This is a genomic window from Mycolicibacterium monacense, assembly GCF_010731575.1.
Lineage (GTDB): Bacteria > Actinomycetota > Actinomycetes > Mycobacteriales > Mycobacteriaceae > Mycobacterium > Mycobacterium monacense.
The window spans coordinates 3,200,958-3,219,796 of record NZ_AP022617.1; the positions used below are offsets into that span (position 1 = coordinate 3,200,958).

20 protein-coding genes are annotated in these 18,839 nt (G+C 68.8%); 19 read left to right on the forward strand and 1 reads right to left on the reverse strand.

Going from position 1 to position 18,839, the window contains the following annotated elements; all coding sequences use genetic code 11:
• Nucleotides 1-9: 9 nt before the first annotated feature.
• From G6N49_RS15420 to G6N49_RS15455, 8 genes are all read left to right on the forward strand, one after another.
• Complete coding sequence (locus G6N49_RS15420; protein WP_064915863.1) at nucleotides 10-1,116, forward strand: homogentisate 1,2-dioxygenase; 1,107 nt, start codon at nucleotides 10-12, stop codon at nucleotides 1,114-1,116.
• On the forward strand, nucleotides 1,113-2,303 hold the full coding sequence (locus tag G6N49_RS15425; RefSeq protein WP_064915864.1) for an alpha/beta hydrolase family protein: 1,191 nt from the start codon (nucleotides 1,113-1,115) through the stop codon (nucleotides 2,301-2,303). Before G6N49_RS15420 ends, G6N49_RS15425 begins: the two co-directional genes overlap by 4 nt.
• Nucleotides 2,303-3,502 carry a CaiB/BaiF CoA transferase family protein gene (locus tag G6N49_RS15430; RefSeq protein ID WP_064915865.1) on the forward strand — a complete coding sequence of 400 codons (1,200 nt, stop codon included), beginning with the start codon at nucleotides 2,303-2,305 and terminating at the stop codon, nucleotides 3,500-3,502. Before G6N49_RS15425 ends, G6N49_RS15430 begins: the two co-directional genes overlap by 1 nt.
• The gene (locus G6N49_RS15435) at nucleotides 3,499-4,404 is read left to right on the forward strand and encodes a hydroxymethylglutaryl-CoA lyase (RefSeq protein WP_064915866.1); all 906 of its coding nucleotides are present in this window, start codon (nucleotides 3,499-3,501) and stop codon (nucleotides 4,402-4,404) included. Before G6N49_RS15430 ends, G6N49_RS15435 begins: the two co-directional genes overlap by 4 nt.
• 8 nt (nucleotides 4,405-4,412) lie before the next feature.
• Nucleotides 4,413-5,030 (forward strand): TetR/AcrR family transcriptional regulator, encoded by a 618-nt coding sequence (locus G6N49_RS15440; protein ID WP_011558994.1) that lies wholly within the window; start codon nucleotides 4,413-4,415, stop codon nucleotides 5,028-5,030.
• Nucleotides 5,031-5,118: 88 nt separating this feature from the next.
• A complete protein-coding gene (locus G6N49_RS15445) occupies nucleotides 5,119-6,357 on the forward strand; it encodes an acyl-CoA dehydrogenase family protein (protein ID WP_064915867.1) in 1,239 nt (412 codons plus the stop codon).
• A complete protein-coding gene (locus G6N49_RS15450) occupies nucleotides 6,354-7,313 on the forward strand; it encodes a phosphotransferase family protein (RefSeq protein ID WP_064915868.1) in 960 nt (319 codons plus the stop codon). Before G6N49_RS15445 ends, G6N49_RS15450 begins: the two co-directional genes overlap by 4 nt.
• A complete protein-coding gene (locus G6N49_RS15455) occupies nucleotides 7,271-7,660 on the forward strand; it encodes a DUF6285 domain-containing protein (RefSeq protein WP_179967762.1) in 390 nt (129 codons plus the stop codon). Before G6N49_RS15450 ends, G6N49_RS15455 begins: the two co-directional genes overlap by 43 nt.
• Nucleotides 7,661-7,667: 7 nt before the next feature.
• Here G6N49_RS15455 and G6N49_RS15460 read toward each other — a convergent pair whose 3' ends face one another.
• Nucleotides 7,668-8,300, reverse strand: a complete 633-nt coding sequence (locus tag G6N49_RS15460; RefSeq protein WP_011768145.1) for a class I SAM-dependent methyltransferase — start codon at nucleotides 8,298-8,300, stop codon at nucleotides 7,668-7,670.
• 52 nt (nucleotides 8,301-8,352) lie between these two features.
• Here G6N49_RS15460 and G6N49_RS15465 point away from each other — a divergent pair, with 52 nt between their 5' ends.
• The 11 genes from G6N49_RS15465 to nuoI all read left to right on the forward strand — a co-directional run bounded on the left by G6N49_RS15465 (nucleotide 8,353) and on the right by nuoI (nucleotide 18,834).
• Nucleotides 8,353-8,754, forward strand: coding sequence for a nuclear transport factor 2 family protein (locus tag G6N49_RS15465; RefSeq protein WP_083044631.1), 402 nt, complete (start codon nucleotides 8,353-8,355; stop codon nucleotides 8,752-8,754).
• 66 nt (nucleotides 8,755-8,820) lie between these two features.
• Entirely contained in the window at nucleotides 8,821-9,225 is a 405-nt protein-coding gene (locus G6N49_RS15470) for an Rv3143 family two-component system response regulator (RefSeq protein ID WP_083044632.1), read from the forward strand.
• Between the two features lie 167 nt (nucleotides 9,226-9,392).
• Nucleotides 9,393-9,776 carry an NADH-quinone oxidoreductase subunit A gene (locus tag G6N49_RS15475; protein ID WP_011558987.1) on the forward strand — a complete coding sequence of 128 codons (384 nt, stop codon included), beginning with the start codon at nucleotides 9,393-9,395 and terminating at the stop codon, nucleotides 9,774-9,776.
• Nucleotides 9,767-10,321, forward strand: coding sequence for a NuoB/complex I 20 kDa subunit family protein (locus G6N49_RS15480; RefSeq protein WP_011558986.1), 555 nt, complete (start codon nucleotides 9,767-9,769; stop codon nucleotides 10,319-10,321). The genes G6N49_RS15475 and G6N49_RS15480 overlap by 10 nt, the downstream gene beginning before the upstream one ends.
• Nucleotides 10,318-11,013 (forward strand): NADH-quinone oxidoreductase subunit C, encoded by a 696-nt coding sequence (locus G6N49_RS15485; RefSeq protein ID WP_083044633.1) that lies wholly within the window; start codon nucleotides 10,318-10,320, stop codon nucleotides 11,011-11,013. The genes G6N49_RS15480 and G6N49_RS15485 overlap by 4 nt, the downstream gene beginning before the upstream one ends.
• Nucleotides 11,013-12,353, forward strand: coding sequence for an NADH dehydrogenase (quinone) subunit D (nuoD, locus tag G6N49_RS15490; RefSeq protein WP_064915870.1), 1,341 nt, complete (start codon nucleotides 11,013-11,015; stop codon nucleotides 12,351-12,353). The genes G6N49_RS15485 and nuoD overlap by 1 nt, the downstream gene beginning before the upstream one ends.
• A 28-nt stretch (nucleotides 12,354-12,381) precedes the next feature.
• Nucleotides 12,382-13,245 carry an NADH-quinone oxidoreductase subunit NuoE gene (nuoE, locus tag G6N49_RS15495; RefSeq protein WP_235679525.1) on the forward strand — a complete coding sequence of 288 codons (864 nt, stop codon included), beginning with the start codon at nucleotides 12,382-12,384 and terminating at the stop codon, nucleotides 13,243-13,245.
• Nucleotides 13,242-14,558, forward strand: coding sequence for an NADH-quinone oxidoreductase subunit NuoF (gene nuoF, locus G6N49_RS15500; RefSeq protein ID WP_064876429.1), 1,317 nt, complete (start codon nucleotides 13,242-13,244; stop codon nucleotides 14,556-14,558). Before nuoE ends, nuoF begins: the two co-directional genes overlap by 4 nt.
• A gap of 106 nt (nucleotides 14,559-14,664) precedes the next feature.
• The gene (locus G6N49_RS15505; protein WP_064876427.1) at nucleotides 14,665-17,070 is read left to right on the forward strand and encodes an NADH-quinone oxidoreductase subunit G; all 2,406 of its coding nucleotides are present in this window, start codon (nucleotides 14,665-14,667) and stop codon (nucleotides 17,068-17,070) included.
• On the forward strand, nucleotides 17,067-18,317 hold the full coding sequence (gene nuoH, locus G6N49_RS15510) for an NADH-quinone oxidoreductase subunit NuoH (protein ID WP_011558980.1): 1,251 nt from the start codon (nucleotides 17,067-17,069) through the stop codon (nucleotides 18,315-18,317). Before G6N49_RS15505 ends, nuoH begins: the two co-directional genes overlap by 4 nt.
• Nucleotides 18,310-18,834 (forward strand): NADH-quinone oxidoreductase subunit NuoI, encoded by a 525-nt coding sequence (nuoI, locus tag G6N49_RS15515; protein WP_011558979.1) that lies wholly within the window; start codon nucleotides 18,310-18,312, stop codon nucleotides 18,832-18,834. Before nuoH ends, nuoI begins: the two co-directional genes overlap by 8 nt.
• The last annotated feature ends 5 nt before the right edge of the window (nucleotides 18,835-18,839 follow it).

The window sequence follows — 18,839 nt, forward strand, 5'->3', positions numbered from 1 at the left end:
GAGACATCGATGGAATCATTCGTCCACTTGCGAAAAGGCAAGACGCCGCGGCGACCGCACGCCGATCTCGACGGCCAGAAAGACGACGAACTGGGCCGGGGCGGCTTCACCGGGCGGACGGCCAACATGTATCGCCGCAACGACCCGACCGCGTTCCGCACCGTCGGGCCGCTGCGCCCCATCGACGTGCTCGGCGACCAGCTCAAACCCGGTGACGCCACCGACGCCGACGGCGCACCGCTGCTGATGTTCTCCAACGCCGACTGCCAGGTCCTGCTATCGCGGCGCAACGAGGAGATGCCGTATTTCGCCCGATACGTCGACGGCGATCTGCTGTCCTTCGTGCACACCGGGTCCGGTCTGCTCGAGACGGAGTTCGGCCCGTTGCGCTACCGCGCCGGCGACTGGGTCTACATCCCGAAGGCATGCACGTTCCGCCAGATCCCGGACACCGAATCCACGCTGCTGATGATCCAGGCCACCGACGAGTTCCGGGTGCCGCCGGCCGGCCCGCTCGGCCGGCATTTCCCGTTCGACCCGTCGCAGGCCGAGATCCCCGATCCGGCGCCCATCGACGACGGCGTCGGCCCGCAGGTCGACGGCGAGTACGAGGTCCGACTGTTCCACGAGGGCGGCCCGACATCGCTGTTCTACCAACACCATCCGCTCGACGTCGAGGGGTGGCGCGGCGACAACTTCGCATTCACGTTCAACATCGAGGACTACAACGTCGTCACCTCCGACAGCGTGCACCTGCCGGCCACCGCGCATCTGTTCATGCAGGCCACCGGCGTGTACGTGATGAACTTCCTCCCCAAACCGGCCGAGGGGGTGCCCGGCACCGAACGCACCCCCTGGTACCACCGCAACGTCGACTACGACGAGATCGCGTTCTTCCACGGCGGGACCCTGTACGGCATCCCCATGCCGCCGGGGTTGATCTCGCATGCGCCGCAGGGCGTCCACCACGGCGCGCCTGAGAAGGCGCGGGAGCGGGCGCGTCGCAAGTTCGACGAGTACCAACGGGTGGACTGGCAGGTCATCGCCGTCGACACCCGCAGGCGGTTGATCCCGTCACCGGAGGTACTCGCCAACGACCTGGGGCAGCACTCGTGACGACGGCGGTCAAGTACGAGTACGACCGCATCCCGTATCTCGTTGCGTACCAGAACACTTCGGGTGTGCGCGATGTCTACGGCGGGGTGGCCGAACTGGTCGTCCTGGAGAGCCATCTGCTGCGGCCTCGCAACAAGCCGTCGGACACCGTGCTGGTCTTCATGCACCCGATCGGCGGCGGGGCCTACCTGCCGATGATGAACGCGCTGGCCAAGGCGGGCCACCACGTCATCTACTGCAACAGCAGATTCCGCGGGACCGATTCGGCCCTGCTGATGGAGAAGGTCGTCGAGGATCTCGGCGAGGCCATCAAGGACGCCAAGAACCGGCTCGGCTACGAGAAGGTGGTGCTCGCCGGGTGGAGCGGGGGCGGGTCGCTGTCGGTGTTCTACCAGCAGCAGGCCCAGCATCCGACCGTGACCGCGAGCCCCTCCGGCGACGGCCCCGACCTGACGAAGCTCGGTCTGATCCCGGCCGACGGCATCATGCTGCTGGCCGCCCACATCAGCCGCCACGGCACCCTGACCGAATGGCTCGACGCCTCCATCCTCGACGAGTCCGACCCCACCAAGCGGGACCCCGAACTCGACCTCTACAACCCGGACAACCCCAACCAGCCGCCGTACACACCCGATTTCCTCGAGCGCTACCGCGCCGCCCAGATCGCCCGCAACCGGCGAATCACCGCATGGGTCAAGGACAAACTGGCCGAGCTCCGATCGAGCGGACGCCCGGACGACGAATTCGCCTTCGTCGTACACGGCACCATGGCCGACCCGCGCTGGCTGGACCCCAGCGTCGACCCCAACGACCGTGCACCCGGCACCTGCTACCTCGGCGACCCGCAGGTGGTGAACATGAGCCCCGTGGGTCTGGCGCGGTTCTGCACGCTGCGCAGCTGGCTGTCGCAGTGGAGCTACGACGACGCCAACGGCGACGCGGTCAAGGCCGGCCCGGACATCGCCGTGCCCGCGCTGGTGATCGGCAACCTCGCCGACGACGCCTGCACCCCGAGCCACACCCGGCGGCTGTTCGAGGCGCTCGGCCATCCCGACAAGGAGATGCGCGAGATCGCCGGTGCGAACCACTACTACTCCGGACCCGACCAACGTGAGACGCTGCGGGAGGCGGTCGGTATCTGCACCGACTGGCTGCACCGGCACGGATTTTCACTCTCGGAGGGTTGATGGCAGGCGCACTGGACGGTATCCGGGTCATCGAGATCGGCACCCTGATCTCGGGACCGTTCGCCGGCCGCTTGCTCGGCGACATGGGCGCCGAGGTGCTCAAGATCGAACCCCCCGGCGCCCCGGATCCGTTGCGCACCTGGGGCCAGGCCGAACTCGACGGCCACCACTTCTTCTGGACGGTCCACGCCCGCAACAAGAAGGCGATCACCCTGGATCTGCGCACACCGCGTGGCCGCGAGATCTTCCTCGAACTCGTCGAGCAGACCGACGTCATCGTCGAGAACTTCCGGCCAGGCACGCTAGAACGCTGGGACCTCGGCTACGACGTCCTCAGGGAGCGCAACAAGGGCATCATCCTGGTGCGGGTCTCCGGATATGGCCAGACCGGGCCGGACGCCCACCGCGCCGGATACGCCTCGGTCGCCGAGGCCGCCAGCGGACTGCGCCACCTCAACGGTTTCCCGGGCGGCCCGCCGCCACGGCTGGCCCTGTCGTTGGGTGACAGTCTGGCCGGCATGTTCGCCGCACAGGGCGCGCTGGCGGCGCTGTACCGCCGCACCGTCACCGGTGAGGGTCAGGTCGTCGACACCGCACTCACCGAATCCTGTCTGGCCGTGCAGGAGTCGACGATTCCCGACTACGACGTCGGCGGCGTGGTGCGCGGCCCGTCGGGCACCCGGCTCGAAGGCATCGCCCCGTCGAACATCTACCGCACCGCCGACGGCAGCTGGGTCGTCATCGCGGCCAACCAGGACACCGTGTTCCGCCGACTGTGCGCCGCGATGGGGCAACCCGAACTGGCGACCGACGACCGGTTCGCCGATCACCGTGCGCGCGGCCGCAATCAGGACGAACTCGACAAGATCATCGGCGACTGGGCCGCCGAACGCCAACCCGGCGACATCATCGAGACCCTGTCGGCGGCCGGGGTGATCGCGGGGCCGATCAACACCGTCGCCGAGGTGGTCGACGATCCGCAGTTGCGCGCGCGCGGCATGCTCGCCGAACACTGGGACGAACGCGTCGATCGCACGGTCCTGGGACCGGGAATCGTTCCGGTGCTGTCGGAATCACCGGGCAGCATCCGCAACGCCGGGCCGGCGCATCCGGGCCAGCACAACATCGAGGTGTACACCGGGCTTCTCGGCAAGACCGCCGAAGAAGTCGCGCAACTGCAGGCCGAGGGGGTGCTGTGAGCGACTTGCCCGCCAAGGTCGACATCCGTGAGGTCTCGCTGCGCGACGGCCTGCAGATCGAACAGCCGATTCCCCTGTCGGCCAAGCTCGAACTGCTCGAAGCGGTGGTGGCCACCGGTGTGCGTGAGGTCGAGGCCACCGCCTTCGTCTCACCGTCGAAGGTGCCCGCACTCGCCGACGCGGCCGAACTCGCCGCCGAACTCGGCCGATTCGACCAGGTCGAGTTCTCGGCGCTGGTGGCCAGCCCGAACGGGGCCAAGCGGGCGATCGCGGCGGGGCTGCGCTCGATCGAATACGTGGTGTCGGCCGCCGACTCGCACAGCCGCGCCAACGTCGGGCGGTCCAGCATGGAGTCGGTCGCGGCCATCCCCGACATCGTCGCGATCGCCCACGACAGCGGCGCCACCGTCGAGGTGATCATCGCGACCGCGTGGGACTGTCCGTTCGACGGCCCGACGCCACCGCAGCGTGTGCTCGAGATCGTCGACTCTGCAGTGGATTTCGGTGTCGACCGGTTGGCGATCGCCGACACCATCGGCACCGCCACCCCCCGCCGGGTCAGCGACCTCGTCGCGCAGGTGCGTCCCCGCATCGGCGACCTGCCGCTGGGCGCCCATTTCCACAACACCCGCGGTGCGGGGCTGGCCAGCGCGTACGCCGCGGTCCAGGCCGGGATCACCCGGCTCGACGCCTCGGTCGGCGGGCTGGGCGGCTGCCCCTTCGCACCGGGTGCGAGCGGCAACATCGCCACCGAGGACTTGGTCTACCTGTTGCGCGACAGCGGGATCGACTGCGACGTCGACCTGCAGGGGGCCATCGCCGCCGCCGAGGTCGCCCGCACGGTCGTCGGCCACGACCTGCCCAGTGCGCTGCTGCGCGCCGGGGACCGGATCATCGGCTGAGCGCGGGTATGGCCCCGGAGTCGTCCACGCTGAGCAGCAAGGGTCGCCAGACCCGCCTCGCCATCGAGCAGGCGGCCCGAAAGCTCTTCGCCGAGCGCGGCTTCCACGGTACGACGCTGGCCGACATCACCTCGGCGGCCGGTAAATCGCCCGCGGTGTTCTACCGCTACTTCGACGACAAGGAAGATCTGCTGGCGGCGTTGGCGCAGTCCTTCCTGCACGACGTCGTCGCACCGTCGGGGCTCAGTGTGCCGCTGCCGTCCTCCCCCGACGACCGTGAGTTCTTCACCACCGTGGTCACCGGCTACTGGAACATCTTCAAACAGAACATCGGCATCATGATCGCCGTCGCGCAACTCGCCGCCGCCCAGCAACGGTTCGCCGACCTGCAGCACGAATTCCGCCGATTCGGTATGGACGTCATCGCGGCGTCGGTTCGTCACGCCCAGAGCCAGGGCTACGGCGCCGAACTGAACGCGGAGTACACCGCCGCGGCGATCGCCCTGCTGTTCGAGAACTTCACGGTCGTGATGGTCGGCACGTCCGGGCTCGGCGTGCAGATGAGCGACGCCGACGCGATCGCCACGCTGTCGACGATCTGGAAGAAGACGCTGTATGGATATTGATCCGACACCGCTGCCGAGCGCACGGTTGTTGTACGCAAACCTCGAGTAGATCTGCCAACAACCGTGCACTCGGCGTAAGGAGATACAGATGGATTTCACCCTCCCGGACCATCTTCCGGGCGTGCTCGCGGAGATGGACGCGTTCATCGAGGCGGAGATCAAACCGCTGGAACGCGAACACATGCATTACTTCGACCGGCACCGCGAATACGCCCGCACCGACTGGGAGAACGGCGGTATCCCGCAGCGTGCGTGGGAGGATCTGCTCGACGAGATGCGCCGCCGCGCCGACGCGGCCGGCTGGCTGCGGTACGGACTGCCCGAGCAGTTCGGCGGCCGCGGCGGATCCAACATCGACATGGCCGTGATCCGGGAACACCTGGCGCACAAGGGTCTCGGTCTGCACAACGATCTGCAGGACGAGTCGTCGATCGTCGGCAACTTCCCGCAGGTCATCATGATGGACCGGTTCGGCACCGAACAGCAGAAGGCCGAGTGGATCGAGGCGATGCTCACCGGGAAGCGGTCCATGGCCTTCGGTCTGACCGAACCGAACCACGGTTCGGACGCGACGTGGCTGGAGACCCGTGCCGAACGCGACGGCGACGGCTGGGTCATCAACGGCACCAAGCGGTGGAACACCGGTGTGCACCGCGCGACCCACGATCTGATCTTCGCCCGCACCTCCGGCGAACCGGGTCAGGCCCGCGGCATCACCGCCTTCCTCGTCCCGACCGACACACGGGGTTTCGAGGTGCCGTACTACTGGTGGACGTTCAACATGCCCACCGACCACGGCGAGGTGGTGCTCACCGACGTGCGGGTGCCCGACGACGCCGTCCTCGGTGAAGTGGACCGCGGACTCGAGGTGGGTCAGACCTTCCTGCACGAGAACCGGATCCGGCAGGCCGCGAGCAGTCTCGGTGCCGCCCAGTACTGCATCGACCGCGCCGTGGAGTACGCCGGGCAGCGCACGGTGTTCGGTAAGCCGCTCGCGGTCAACCAGGCGGTGCAGTGGCCGCTGGTGGAACTGCAGACCGAGGCGCAGATGGTGCGGCTGCTGGTGTACTACGCCGCCACCGAACTGGACCGCAGCCACCACATGGAGGTCTCCGACAAGGTGTCGATGGCGAACTACCGCGCCAACCGGCTGGTGTGCGAGGCCGCCGACCGGGCGATGCAGGTCCACGGCGGTGTCGGCTACAGCCGCCACGAACCGTTCGAACACATCTACCGCCACCACCGGCGCTACCGGATCACCGAAGGCGCCGAGGAGATCCAGATCCGGCGCGTCGCTCAACGGCTGTTCGGGTTCGGACGCAGGTGAGGACGGAACTCGAGGCGGTGCTGCGCCCGATCCTGGGCGAGGTGGCGGTCGAGAACCTGACCACGCTGACCGGTGGCGCGAGCCGGACCACATGGGCGTTCGACGCCGTCACCCCCGATGCGAGGCGGGCGCTCATCCTGCGCACCGGCCCGCCCGACGAGGTGCACGCCGGGATGGAACTCGAGGCCCGTGCCCAACAACGCGCGGCCGCCGTCGGCGCACCGGTCCCCCACATCCTGACCGCCGACAACGATGCTGCGGCACTGGGCAATCCGTACCTCATCTGCGAGGCGATCGGCGGGGAGACGATCGTCCGCCGCATCTACCGGTCACTCGACGACGCCGGACGCCGCCGGCTGCTCACGCAGTGCGCGGAGGCGTTGGCGGCCGTCCACCGCGCCGATCCGAACGGTATCGGGCTGACCGAATCCGACGAGATCACCGAATGGCGGGAACGCCTCGACGAGATGGGCGACACCACAGCGACTTTCGAGTGGGCGTTTCGGTGGCTGGCCGCCCACCGGCCGCCGCCGTCACCGCACCGGCTGGTGCACGGCGACTTCCGGATGGGCAACCTGATCGTCGACGACACCGGGCTCGTGGCGGTCCTCGACTGGGAGCTCGTGCACGTCGGGGAGATCTACGAGGACCTCGCCTGGTTCTGCATCCGGGCGTGGCGCTTCGGTGCGTCCGAGCGGCTCGGCGCCGGCGGTCTGGGCAGCGTCGAGGATTTCCTCACCGCCTACGAGACGGCCAGCGGGGAGGCCCTCGACCGGTCGGCGTTTCGCTGGTGGCTCACGGTCGCGACGCTGCGGTGGGGCGTCATCTGCCGCTTCCAGGCCGAACGTCACCTCAGCGGGCAGACGCCGTCGGTGGAGCTGGCGGCGATCGGCCGTCGCGTCTGCGAGACCGAATGGGATCTGCTCGACCTACTCGAGGGCGGAGGGCCGCGGTGAGCGGGCCGCAGTGGCTGTACGGCAGACCGACCGCGGCGGAGCTGGTGGCGGCGGTCGCGGACTTCCTCGACAACGAGGTGCGTCCGGCGACCGACGGTCAGGTCAGCTTCCACGTCCGGGTGGCCGCGAACGTGCTGCGCACCGTCGAACGCCAGCTTTCGGACGCCACTTCGGACGAGGCCGTCGCGGCGCTGGCCGCCCTCGGCTTCGACGACGAGCCGCAGTTGGCCGCGGCGATCCGCGCCGGTGACCTCGACGACCGGGCTGCCGACCTGCTGCCGGCGCTGCGCGCGCTGGTTCGACACCGGCTCGAGGTGGCCCATCCCGGTTATGACCAGACGGACTGAGCGCAGCTCAGCTGCGCCGCACGCGCGCCAGCCAGGCGGGTTCGTCGACGCGCGCGCCGACCGGCAGCCCCAGCGCATCGGCGTGCGCGGGGCCGACCACACCGCGGTAGGTGGTGGTCTCGACCGATTCGACCCGCCAGCCGTCGGTGAACGCGGTGCGGATGTCGGCCTCGCTGACCTGCGGTCCGAACCCCCGCCCGGCGTCGGAGAGCGCCAGGATGTGAACGACGGCGCCGGGACGGCACACCGAGGCCAGGCTGTCCACATAGCGCCGCCGGTCGATGTCGTCGAATACGTGGAACAGCGCGCTGTCGACGACGGTGTCGAACCGCGGTCCGCCGTCCAGGCGGGTCGCGTCGGCCACCTCGAAGCGGGCGTTGACGCCGCGGGCGGCAGCATTGGCCCTGGCCAGCTCGACCGCTCGCGCGGAGAAGTCGACGCCCAGTACGTCGTAGCCCAGGCCGGTGAGCAGGATGGTGTGTTCACCGGCCCCGCAGCCGGCGTCGAGCACCGCGCCGCTGATGGCCCCGCGCCGCTCGAGGTCGACGACCGCCGGTTGCGGTTCGCCGATCACCCAGGGTGCGGCGCCACCGGCGTACACGTCGTCGAACAGGGATTTCGGAGGTGTCGTTTCAGGCATGTCCGCAGTGTCGTACCTCAACAGAACTTCAGGTCAAGTGGAAGGAAACGACATGGCTGACGTGCCGGTCGACGGCATCGGCGAGGTGGCCGATCGGCTCTTCGACGCGATCCAGCGCGGCGACTCCGCCGCCGTGGAGGCGATGTGGGCCGACGACGTGCTGGTGTGGCATTCGGGCGACCGGCGGGACAACGACCGCGCCCGCGCACTGCGCGTGATCTTCTGGTTCATCGACCACACCACGCAGCGACGGTACGAGATCCTCGACCGGCGGATTTTCGGTGACGGTTTCGTCCAGCAACACGTCCTGCACGCGACCGGCACGAACGGGAACACCATCGCGATGCGGGTGTGCATCGTGATCATCGTGCGCGCCGACGGTCTGATCAGCCGGATCGACGAGTATTTCGACCCCGCGGACATGGCTCCGCTGCTGGGCGACACGCCCGAGTAGGACAGCGCGACAGAGAAATTCCCTGACTCGGTCGCCGCGGCGGGCGCAGCCGCTAGCATTCGGGCCATGGCAGCACCGCCCCGTACGCTGCGGATCCTGGTCTACAGCGACAACCCGCAGACGCGGGAGGCGGTGCGGCTCGCGCTGGGCAAACGGGTCCACCCGGACCTGCCGGAACTCGGGTACCTCGACGTGGCAACCGCACCGATGGTGATCAAACAGCTCGACGCAGGCGGTTTCGACCTGGCCATCCTGGACGGCGAAGCCACCCCGGCGGGCGGTATGGGCGTGGCGAAACAGATCAAGGACGAGATCGCCGATGCGCCGCCGATCCTGGTGCTGACGGGCCGTCCGGACGACGCCTGGCTGGCCACCTGGTCCCGCGCGGAAGCCGCCGTACCGCATCCGATCGACCCCATCCGCCTCGGCGACGCGGTCGTGTCGCTGCTGCGCCTGTCCGCACAGCAGTAGATTTCTCAAACCCTCTGTCGCGCCGCGGTATTCGCGCATGCACAGGATTGCCGACGACATGCGCCGCACTGGTGAACCATACTAACCAAAAGGTGTGGCGCAGATCCCAAACATGGCTAGGCTGTGGGTCAGCTCACATCGACAGCCCGAGGGAGCGTTTGGCCGGTATGGACCTGTACACGCCGATCCTGGTGCTCGGCGCCATTGCGGCGGTGTTCGCGGTGGTGTCGGTCGTGATCGCCGGGGTGGTGGGGCCGACCCGCTACAACCGGGCCAAAATGCAGGCCTACGAATGCGGCATCGAACCGCTGTCGGGTACCGGCGCCGGCGGCCAAGGCAGCGCGACCAACGTCCAGCGGTTCCCGATCAAGTACTACCTGACGGCGATGCTGTTCATCGTCTTCGACATCGAGATCGTCTTTCTCTATCCGTGGGCGGTCGCGTTCGACAGCCTGGGTGTCTTCGCGCTGGTGGAGATGCTGCTGTTCATGCTCACGGTGTTCGTGGCCTACGCCTATGTCTGGCGGCGGGGAGGACTCAATTGGGATTAGAGGAACGGCTGCCGGGCGGCATCCTGCTGTCCACGGTCGAGAAGGTCGCCGGCTACGTCCGTGCCGGTTCGCTGTGGCCTGCGACGTTCGGCCTGGCGTGCTGCGCGATCGAGATGATGTCCACCGCCGGGCCGCGGTTCGACATCTCCCGGTTCGGTATGGAGCGCTTCTCGGCGACACCGCGGCAGGCCGACCTGATGATCGTCGCGGGCCGGGTCAGCCAGAAGATGGCACCGGTGCTGCGGCAGATCTACGACCAGATGGCCGAACCGAAATGGGTGCTCGCGATGGGGGTGTGCGCATCCTCGGGCGGCATGTTCAACAACTACGCGATCGTGCAGGGTGTCGACCACGTGGTCCCGGTGGACATCTACCTGCCCGGCTGCCCGCCGCGCCCGGAGATGCTGCTTCACGCAATCATCAAGCTGCACGAGAAGATTCAGCAGATGCCGCTGGGGGTCAACCGCGACGAGGCCATCCGGGAAGCCGAACAGGCGGCGTTGGCGGTGCCGTCCACGATCGAACTGAAGGGTCTGTTGCGGTGACGGAGGCGAACGGCACCACCGGGGGCGGCGCGGGCGATCCGGAAGTCATCGACGTGCGCCGAGGGATGTTCGGGGCCAAGGGTTCTGGCGACACGTCGGGTTACGGCAGGCTGATCCGGTCGGTGGCGCTGCCCGGCGGTTCACCGCGGCCGTACGGCGGCCACTTCGACGAGGTCGTCGACGCGCTGGCGACCGCGCTGGGCCAAGACCTGTACGACGCATCGGTCGAACGCATCGTCGTCTACCGCGACGAACTGACGCTCGAGATCGCCCGGGCCCAACTGCCCGTCGTCGCCAAGACCCTGCGTGACGACGCGGCCCTGCGGTTCGAACTGTGCCTCGGGGTCAGCGGCGTGCACTACCCGGGCGACGCCGGGCGCGAACTGCACGCCGCGTACCCGCTGATGTCGATCACCCACAACCGGCGGATCCGGCTGGAAGTGGCCGCCCCCGACGACGATCCGCACATCCCGTCGCTGTTCTCGGTGTACCCCACCACCGACTGGCACGAGCGGGAGACCTACGACTTCTTCGGGATCATCTTCGACGGCCATCCGTCGCTCACCCGGATCGAGATGCCCGACGACTGGGTCGGGCATCCACAGCGCAAGGACTACCCGCTGGGCGGCATCCCCGTCGAGTACCACGGCGCCCGGATACCACCGCCCGACGAGCGGAGGGCCTACAACTGATGACCACTCCCCCCGGCCCGCCCGACGCGGGCGGTGACGCGCGCACCGGCACCGACACGGTGATCGTCGTCGGCGGTGAGGACTGGGAGCAGGTCGTCGCCGCCGCCGAACAGGCGCAGGCCGGTGAGCGCATCGTCGTGAACATGGGACCGCAGCACCCCTCGACACACGGCGTGCTGCGGTTGATCCTCGAGATCGAGGGCGAGACGATCACCGAAGCCCGTTGCGGTATCGGCTATCTGCACACCGGCATCGAGAAGAACCTGGAGTACCGGAACTGGACGCAGGGCGTCACCTTCGTCACCCGGATGGACTACCTGTCGCCGTTCTTCAACGAGACCGCCTACTGCCTGGGTGTGGAGAAACTGCTCGGCGTCACCGACGCGATCCCGGAGCGCGTCAACGTGATCCGGGTGATGTTGATGGAACTCAACCGGATCTCCTCGCATCTGGTCGCACTGGCGACCGGCGGGATGGAGCTCGGGGCGATGAGCGCGATGTTCTACGGCTTCCGGGAGCGCGAGGAGATCCTGTCGGTGTTCGAGATGATCACCGGGTTGCGGATGAACCACGCGTACATCCGGCCCGGCGGGCTGGCCGCCGACCTGCCCGACGGTGCGGTCCCCCGCATCCGCGAACTGCTCGCGCTGCTCCCCGGGCGGCTGCGCGACCTGGAGAACCTGCTCAACGAGAACTACATCTGGAAGGCCCGCACGCAGGGCATCGGCTACCTCGACCTGGCCGGCTGCATGGCACTCGGCATCACGGGCCCGGTGTTGCGCTCGACCGGGCTGCCGCACGATCTGCGCCGGGCCCAACCGTACTGCGGTTACGAGGACTACGAATTCGACGTGATCACCGACGACGGTTGCGACGCCTACGGCCGCTACCTCATCCGGGTGAAGGAGATGCGTGAATCGCTCAAGATCGTCGAACAGTGTGTGGACCGATTGAAGCCCGGACCGGTGATGATCGCGGACAAGAAGCTCGCCTGGCCGGCCGACCTCGAACTGGGACCCGACGGCCTCGGCAACTCCCCCGCCCACATCGCCCGCATCATGGGGCAGTCGATGGAGGGCCTGATCCACCACTTCAAGCTGGTGACCGAGGGTATCCGGGTGCCGGCCGGACAGGTGTACACGGCCGTGGAGTCGCCACGCGGCGAACTGGGGGTGCACATGGTCTCCGACGGTGGAACCCGGCCCTACCGCGTCCACTACCGCGACCCGTCGTTCACGAATCTGCAAGCGGTGGCGGCGATGTGCGAGGGCGGGATGGTCGCCGACGCCATCTCGGCGGTCGCGTCGATCGACCCGGTCATGGGCGGGGTGGATAGGTGATGAGCGCTTGCGCGAAGAAGAGACGGCCGTGAGCGTCTTCCTGGAACTCGGCCAGCGGCCGGACGAACCGGGACCGCCGGTCGGCGGCCCCACCGCCTACCCCGCCGACGTCGCCGCCCGCCTCACCGCCGACGCCGCCCGCATCGTCCCGCGCTACCCGCAGGCCCGGTCGGCGCTGCTGCCGCTGCTGCACCTGGTGCAGGCCGAGGACGGCTGCCTCACCTCCGCCGGAATCGCGTTCTGCGCCAACCAACTCGGGTTGACCGACGCCGAGGTGACGGCGGTGGCCACGTTCTACTCGATGTACCGGCGCACGCCGACCGGCGATTACCTGGTCGGGGTCTGCACCAACACCCTGTGCGCGATCATGGGCGGCGACGAGATCCTCGACGCGCTGCAGGACCATCTCGGCGTAGCCGCCGGGCGGACCACCGACCCCGCCGAGGGACTGGCCGCGGTCACCCTCGAGCACATCGAGTGCAACGCCGCGTGCGACTACGCACCCGTGGTGATGGTGAACTGGGAGTTCTTCGACAACCAGACGCCCGCCTCGGCCCGCGACCTCGTCGACTCTCTGCGTGCGGGGACGCCCGCCACGCCCACCCGCGGCGCACCGCTGTGCACCTTCCGGGAGACCGCGCGCACACTCGCCGGACTCGCCGATCCGCGTGCGGCCACCAACCCCGGGGGCACGGGTGAGGCGACGCTGGCCGGTCTGCGGGTGGCGCGCGCGAACGGGATGGCGGCCCCGGATCCGGCCGAGACCGAAGGAGAAGGCACACAACCGGATCCGGAGATCGTCGAGGCGGCCGACTCGACCAGGGACGAACCCGCCCCCGGACCCTCGGCCGCGGTACCGCGTCCCGGCGACGATTCGGAGCCGGGGTCATGACGGCGCTCACCCCGGTGCTGAGCCGGTTCTGGGACGAACCCGAATCGTGGACGCTGGAGACCTATCGGCGCCACGGCGGATACCGGGCGCTCGAACAGGCGCTCGCGACTGCGCCCGACGACGTGATCACCACCATCAAGGATTCGGGACTGCGTGGCCGGGGCGGTGCGGGCTTTCCCACCGGCACCAAATGGTCGTTCATCCCGCAGGGCGACGAGGGGCCCGCGGCCAAACCGCACTACCTGGTGATCAACGCCGATGAGTCGGAACCCGGTACGTGCAAGGACATTCCGCTGCTGCTGACCACGCCGCACTTCCTCGTGGAGGGCGCGATCATCGCCGCGTACGCGATCCGCGCCCACCACGCGTTCATCTACGTGCGCGGTGAGGTGGTGCCGGTGCTGCGCCGGCTGCAGGCCGCCGTCGCCGAGGCCTACGAGGCCGGCTACCTGGGTACCGACATCCGCGGATCCGGTTTCGACCTCGACCTGATCGTGCACGCCGGGGCCGGGGCCTACATCTGCGGTGAGGAGACGGCACTGCTCGACTCCCTGGAAGGCCGCCGCGGCCAGCCCCGGCTGCGCCCACCCTTCCCCGCCGTCGCCGGGCTCTACGCGTGCCCGACGGTGGTCAACAACGTCGAATCCATCGCCAGCGTGCCGCCGATCCTACTGGGCGGCATCGACTGGTTCCGTTCGATGGGGTCGGAGAAATCGCCGGGCTTCACGCTGTATTCGCTGTCCGGGCACGTCACCCGGCCCGGACAGTACGAGGCGCCCCTGGGCATCACGCTGCGCGAACTGCTGGAGTACGCCGGCGGCGTCCGGGCCGGCCACGAGCTGAAGTTCTGGACGCCGGGCGGGTCGTCGACGCCGCTGCTCACCGGCGAACACCTCGATGTGCCACTGGATTACGAGGGGATGGCCTCGGTCGGCTCGATGCTCGGCACCAAGGCGCTGCAGATCTTCGACGAGACCACCTGCGTGGTGCGCGCCGTCCGCCGCTGGACGCAGTTCTACGCCCACGAGTCCTGCGGCAAGTGCACACCGTGCCGCGAAGGCACCTACTGGCTCGCCCAGATCTACGCCCGCCTCGAGAGCGGCGAGGCCACCGAGGCCGACGTCGACAAACTCCTCGACATCTCCGACACCATCCTCGGGAAGTCGTTCTGCGCGTTGGGTGACGGTGCGGCCAGCCCGATCATCTCGTCGATCAAGTACTTCCGCGACGAGTACCTGGCCCATCTCGGTAACGGCTGCCCGTTCGATCCGCACGCATCGACGCTGATGGCCGGACAGGAGGTGGGGGTGTGACGTCACGTACGCCACCGCGCTCGCCGAATGTGCGGTTCCATCCGCGACACACCGCCCTATGCGTACGAAACCGCACACTCGCGGCGGACGAAAGTGGGGGGGTGCGATGACGCAGACCGCTGACACCGGGACCTCGAACGCACCTGCGGTCGAGATGGTCGAGCTCACGATCGACGGCGCCACCGTCAGCGTGCCCAAGGGCACCCTGGTGATCCGGGCCGCCGAGCTGATCGGCATCCAGATCCCCCGGTTCTGCGACCACCCGCTGCTCGACCCGGTGGGCGCCTGTCGCCAGTGCCTCGTCGAGGTGGAGGGCCAGCGCAAGCCGATGGCGTCGTGCACCACCACCGTCAGCCAGGACATGGTGGTGCACACCCAGTTCAGCTCCGAGGCCGCCGACAAGGCCCAGCGCGGTGTGATGGAACTGCTGCTGATCAACCATCCCCTCGACTGCCCGGTCTGCGACAAGGGCGGCGAATGCCCGCTGCAGAACCAGGCGATGTCCAACGGCCGCGCCGAAACCCGCTTCACCGACGTCAAACGCACGTTCCCGAAACCGATCAACATCAGCTCCCAGGTGCTGCTCGACCGCGAACGCTGCGTGCTGTGCGCGCGGTGCACCCGGTTCTCCCAGCAGATCGCCGGGGACCCGTTCATCGAACTTCTCGAACGCGGTGCGCTGCAACAGGTTGGCATCGCCCCCGGCGAACCGTTCCAGTCCTACTTCTCGGGCAACACCGTGCAGATCTGTCCGGTCGGCGCGCTGACCGGGACCGCATACCGTTTCCGCGCAAGGCCTTTCGACCTGGTTTCCACGCCCAGCGTGTGCGAACACTGCGCCTCGGGGTGCGCACAGCGCACCGACCACCGCCGCGGAAAGGTGCTGCGCCGCCTGGCCGGTGACGATCCGCAGGTCAACGAGGAGTGGAACTGCGACAAGGGTCGCTGGGCGTTCACGTACACCGATGTCGGTGACCGCATCGCCACACCGCTGGTCCGTGACGCCGACGGGGTGTTGCAGCCGGCGTCGTGGTCGGAGGCGCTCGCCGTCGCCGCCGCCGGACTCGCCGTGGCGAACGCACGGGCCGGTGTGGTGATCGGTGGCCGGGCCACCGTCGAAGATGCCTATGCCTACGCGAAGTTCGCCCGAATGGTGTTGGGCACCAACGACGTCGACTTCCGGGTGCGACCACACAGCGCCGAGGAGGCCGACTTCCTCACCGCGCACGTGGCGGGCCGGCCGATGCAGGTCACCTACGCCGACCTGGAGAACGCCCCCGCGGTCCTGCTCGCCGGATTCGAACCCGAGGACGAATCACCGATCGTGTTCCTGCGGCTGCGCAAAGCCGTACGCAAACAGGGACTGCAGGTGCTCTCGGTCGCACCGTTCGCCGGCCGGGGGCTGACCAAACTCTCCGGCCGCCTCGTCACCGCCGCACCGGGTGGGGAGGCCGCCGCACTCGACGCGCTGACCGACGAGCCTCTGCTGCGCCTGCCCGGTGTCGTCATCCTCGTCGGGGAACGCCTGGCCACCGCACCCGGGGCGCTGACCGCGGCGGCCCGGCTGGCGGCCGCCACCGGTGCGCGGCTGGCGTGGATCCCCCGCCGAGCCGGTGAGCGCGGCGCCGTGGAAGCCGGGGCGCTGCCCACCCTGCTGCCGGGCGGACGTCCCGTCACCGACGACTCCGCCCGCGCCCAGGTGGCGGCCGCGTGGCATACCGACGCGCTCCCGGACGGTCCGGGCCGCGACACCGGCGAGATACTCGACGCCGCGCGCTCCGGGGCGCTGAGCGCACTGGTGTGCGGCGGCGTCGACGTCACCGATCTGCCGGATCCGCACGCCGCACTCGCCGCGTTGGCGGCCGTACCGTTCGTGGTGAGTCTCGAGCTGCGCGAAAGCGAGGTCACCCGCGCCGCCGACGTGGTGTTCCCGGTGGCTCCGGTGGCCGAGAAGGGCGGTGCTTTCCTCGACTGGGAGGGCAGGCTGCGCTCGTTCGGACCGGCCCTGCACAGCAACGCCATTCCGGATCTGCGCGTGCTGAACTTCCTCGCCGACGAGATGGGTGTCGACCTCGGTCTGCCGGATGCGCAGACCGCCGGTGCGGAACTCGGCCGGCTGGGCTGGTGGGACGGTCCGCGTCCGCACTGCGCCCACGAGGCGCCGGCACCGCCGCATGTCGGACCCGGCCAGGCGGTGCTGACGGGCTGGCGCATGCTGCTCGACCTCGGGCGGATGCAGGACGGTGAGCCCCATCTGGCCGGCACCGCACCGCCGGCCGTCGTCCGGCTGTCCGGTCCCACCGCCGACGCCATCGGCGCGGCGCCCGGCGAGTTGGTCACCGTCGGCACCGAACGCGGTCAGGTCACGCTGCCGCTCACCGTCACCGACATGCCCGACAGCGTGGTCTGGTTACCGCTGAACTCCCGCGGCTCGCAGGTGCACCGCCAACTCGGTGTGAGCACCGGCGCCATCGTGTCGATCGCCGCGTCGGGCGGGCGGACGGCGCCGTGATCCACCCCGACCCCACGCTGTTCGGCCACGACCCGTGGTGGCTCATCCTGGCCAAGGCCGTCGGCGTCTTCGTGTTCCTGGTGCTCACGGTGCTCGCCGCGATCCTGATCGAACGGAAGGTGCTGGGCCGCATGCAGATGCGGTTCGGCCCCAACCGGGTCGGCCCCAAGGGGCTGTTGCAGTCCCTGGCCGACGGCATCAAGCTCGCGCTCAAGGAGGGCATCACCCCCGCCGGTGTCGACAAACCGGTCTACCTGCTGGCCCCGGTGATCTCGGTGATCCCGGCGTTCCTCGCGTTCGCGGTGATCCCCATGGGCGGTGAGGTGTCGGTGTTCGGGCACCGTACGGCGCTGCAGCTGACCGATCTCGCGGTGGCGGTGCTCTACATCCTCGCCGTCACCTCCGTCGGGGTGTACGGCATCGTGCTCGCGGGCTGGGCGTCCGGGTCGACGTATCCGCTTCTGGGCGGGCTACGTTCGAGCGCGCAGGTGGTGTCGTACGAGATCGCGATGGCGCTGTCGTTCGCCACGGTCTTCCTCTACGCCGGCACGATGTCCACGTCGGGCATCGTCGCCGCTCAGACCTCCACCTGGTACGTCTTCCTGCTGCTGCCGTCGTTCCTGGTGTACGTGACGTCGATGGTCGGGGAGACCAACCGCGCGCCGTTCGACCTCCCCGAGGCCGAGGGTGAACTGGTGGGCGGTTTCCACACCGAGTACTCGTCGCTGAAGTTCGCGATGTTCATGCTCGCCGAGTACGTCAACATGACGACGGTCTCGGCGCTGGCCACCACCATGTTCCTGGGCGGCTGGCATGCGCCGTGGCCGATCAGCCTGTGGGAAGGCGCCAACAGCGGGTGGTGGCCGCTGCTGTGGTTCACCGCGAAGGTGTGGGTGTTCCTGTTCGTCTACATCTGGTTGCGGGGCACGCTGCCCCGGCTGCGCTACGACCAGTTCATGGCGATCGGGTGGAAGATGCTGATCCCGGTGTCGCTGGCGTGGATCATGATCGTCGCGACCGCCCACAGCCTGCGCACCACCGGCCACGGCGGCTGGGCGAGCGGTCTGCTCATCGCAGGCACGGTGCTCACCTTCGGGCTGGCCGTGATCCTATGGCGCACCATGCGATTCCGGGCCGACCGGACCGTGCCCGCGCGCACCGCCGCGGACGTGTTCCCGATTCCGCCGATACCCGGCCGTGCGGGCACCGCGCGCACGCCCGAAAGCAGGGAGACGACAGATGCCTAAGCTGTGGGACGCCGTCGCCGGCTTCGCCGTCACGTTCGGCACGCTGTTCAAGAAACCGATCACCGAGGAGTATCCGGAGAAACCCGGTCCGGTCGCTCCCCGGTATCACGGCCGCCACCAACTGAACCGGTACCCCGACGGCCTCGAGAAGTGCATCGGCTGCGAACTGTGCGCCTGGGCCTGTCCGGCCGACGCGATCTACGTCGAGGGCGACGACAACACCGCCGACGAACGCTATTCCCCCGGTGAACGTTACGGCCGCGTCTACCAGATCAACTACCTGCGCTGCATCGGATGCGGGCTGTGCATCGAGGCCTGTCCGACCAGGGCGCTGACGATGACCAACGACTACGAGATGGCCGACGACAACCGGGCGGATCTGATCTGGGGTAAGGACAAGCTGCTCGCACCGCTGCAGGACGGGATGCTGGCGCCGCCGCACCCGATGGCGCCCGGCGCCACCGACGACGATTACTACCTGGGCCGAATCGGGCCGGCCACCGAGGACGTCCGGTGAGCCCG

Excerpts from the sequence above, each read along its gene's own strand:
- G6N49_RS15420 (WP_064915863.1), top strand. The coding sequence starts at position 10 with ATGGAATCATTCGTCCACTTGCGAAAAGGCAAGACGCCGCGGCGACCG.
- G6N49_RS15430 (WP_064915865.1), top strand. The coding sequence starts at position 2,303 with ATGGCAGGCGCACTGGACGGTATCCGGGTCATCGAGATCGGCACCCTG.
- G6N49_RS15440 (WP_011558994.1), top strand. The coding sequence starts at position 4,413 with ATGGCCCCGGAGTCGTCCACGCTGAGCAGCAAGGGTCGCCAGACCCGC.
- G6N49_RS15445 (WP_064915867.1), top strand. The coding sequence starts at position 5,119 with ATGGATTTCACCCTCCCGGACCATCTTCCGGGCGTGCTCGCGGAGATG.
- G6N49_RS15455 (WP_179967762.1), top strand. The coding sequence starts at position 7,271 with ATGGGATCTGCTCGACCTACTCGAGGGCGGAGGGCCGCGGTGAGCGGG.
- G6N49_RS15460 (WP_011768145.1), bottom strand. The coding sequence starts at position 8,300 with ATGCCTGAAACGACACCTCCGAAATCCCTGTTCGACGACGTGTACGCC.
- G6N49_RS15465 (WP_083044631.1), top strand. The coding sequence starts at position 8,353 with ATGGCTGACGTGCCGGTCGACGGCATCGGCGAGGTGGCCGATCGGCTC.
- G6N49_RS15470 (WP_083044632.1), top strand. The coding sequence starts at position 8,821 with ATGGCAGCACCGCCCCGTACGCTGCGGATCCTGGTCTACAGCGACAAC.
- G6N49_RS15475 (WP_011558987.1), top strand. The coding sequence starts at position 9,393 with ATGGACCTGTACACGCCGATCCTGGTGCTCGGCGCCATTGCGGCGGTG.
- nuoD (WP_064915870.1), top strand. The coding sequence starts at position 11,013 with ATGACCACTCCCCCCGGCCCGCCCGACGCGGGCGGTGACGCGCGCACC.
- nuoF (WP_064876429.1), top strand. The coding sequence starts at position 13,242 with ATGACGGCGCTCACCCCGGTGCTGAGCCGGTTCTGGGACGAACCCGAA.
- G6N49_RS15505 (WP_064876427.1), top strand. The coding sequence starts at position 14,665 with ATGACGCAGACCGCTGACACCGGGACCTCGAACGCACCTGCGGTCGAG.
- nuoI (WP_011558979.1), top strand. The coding sequence starts at position 18,310 with ATGCCTAAGCTGTGGGACGCCGTCGCCGGCTTCGCCGTCACGTTCGGC.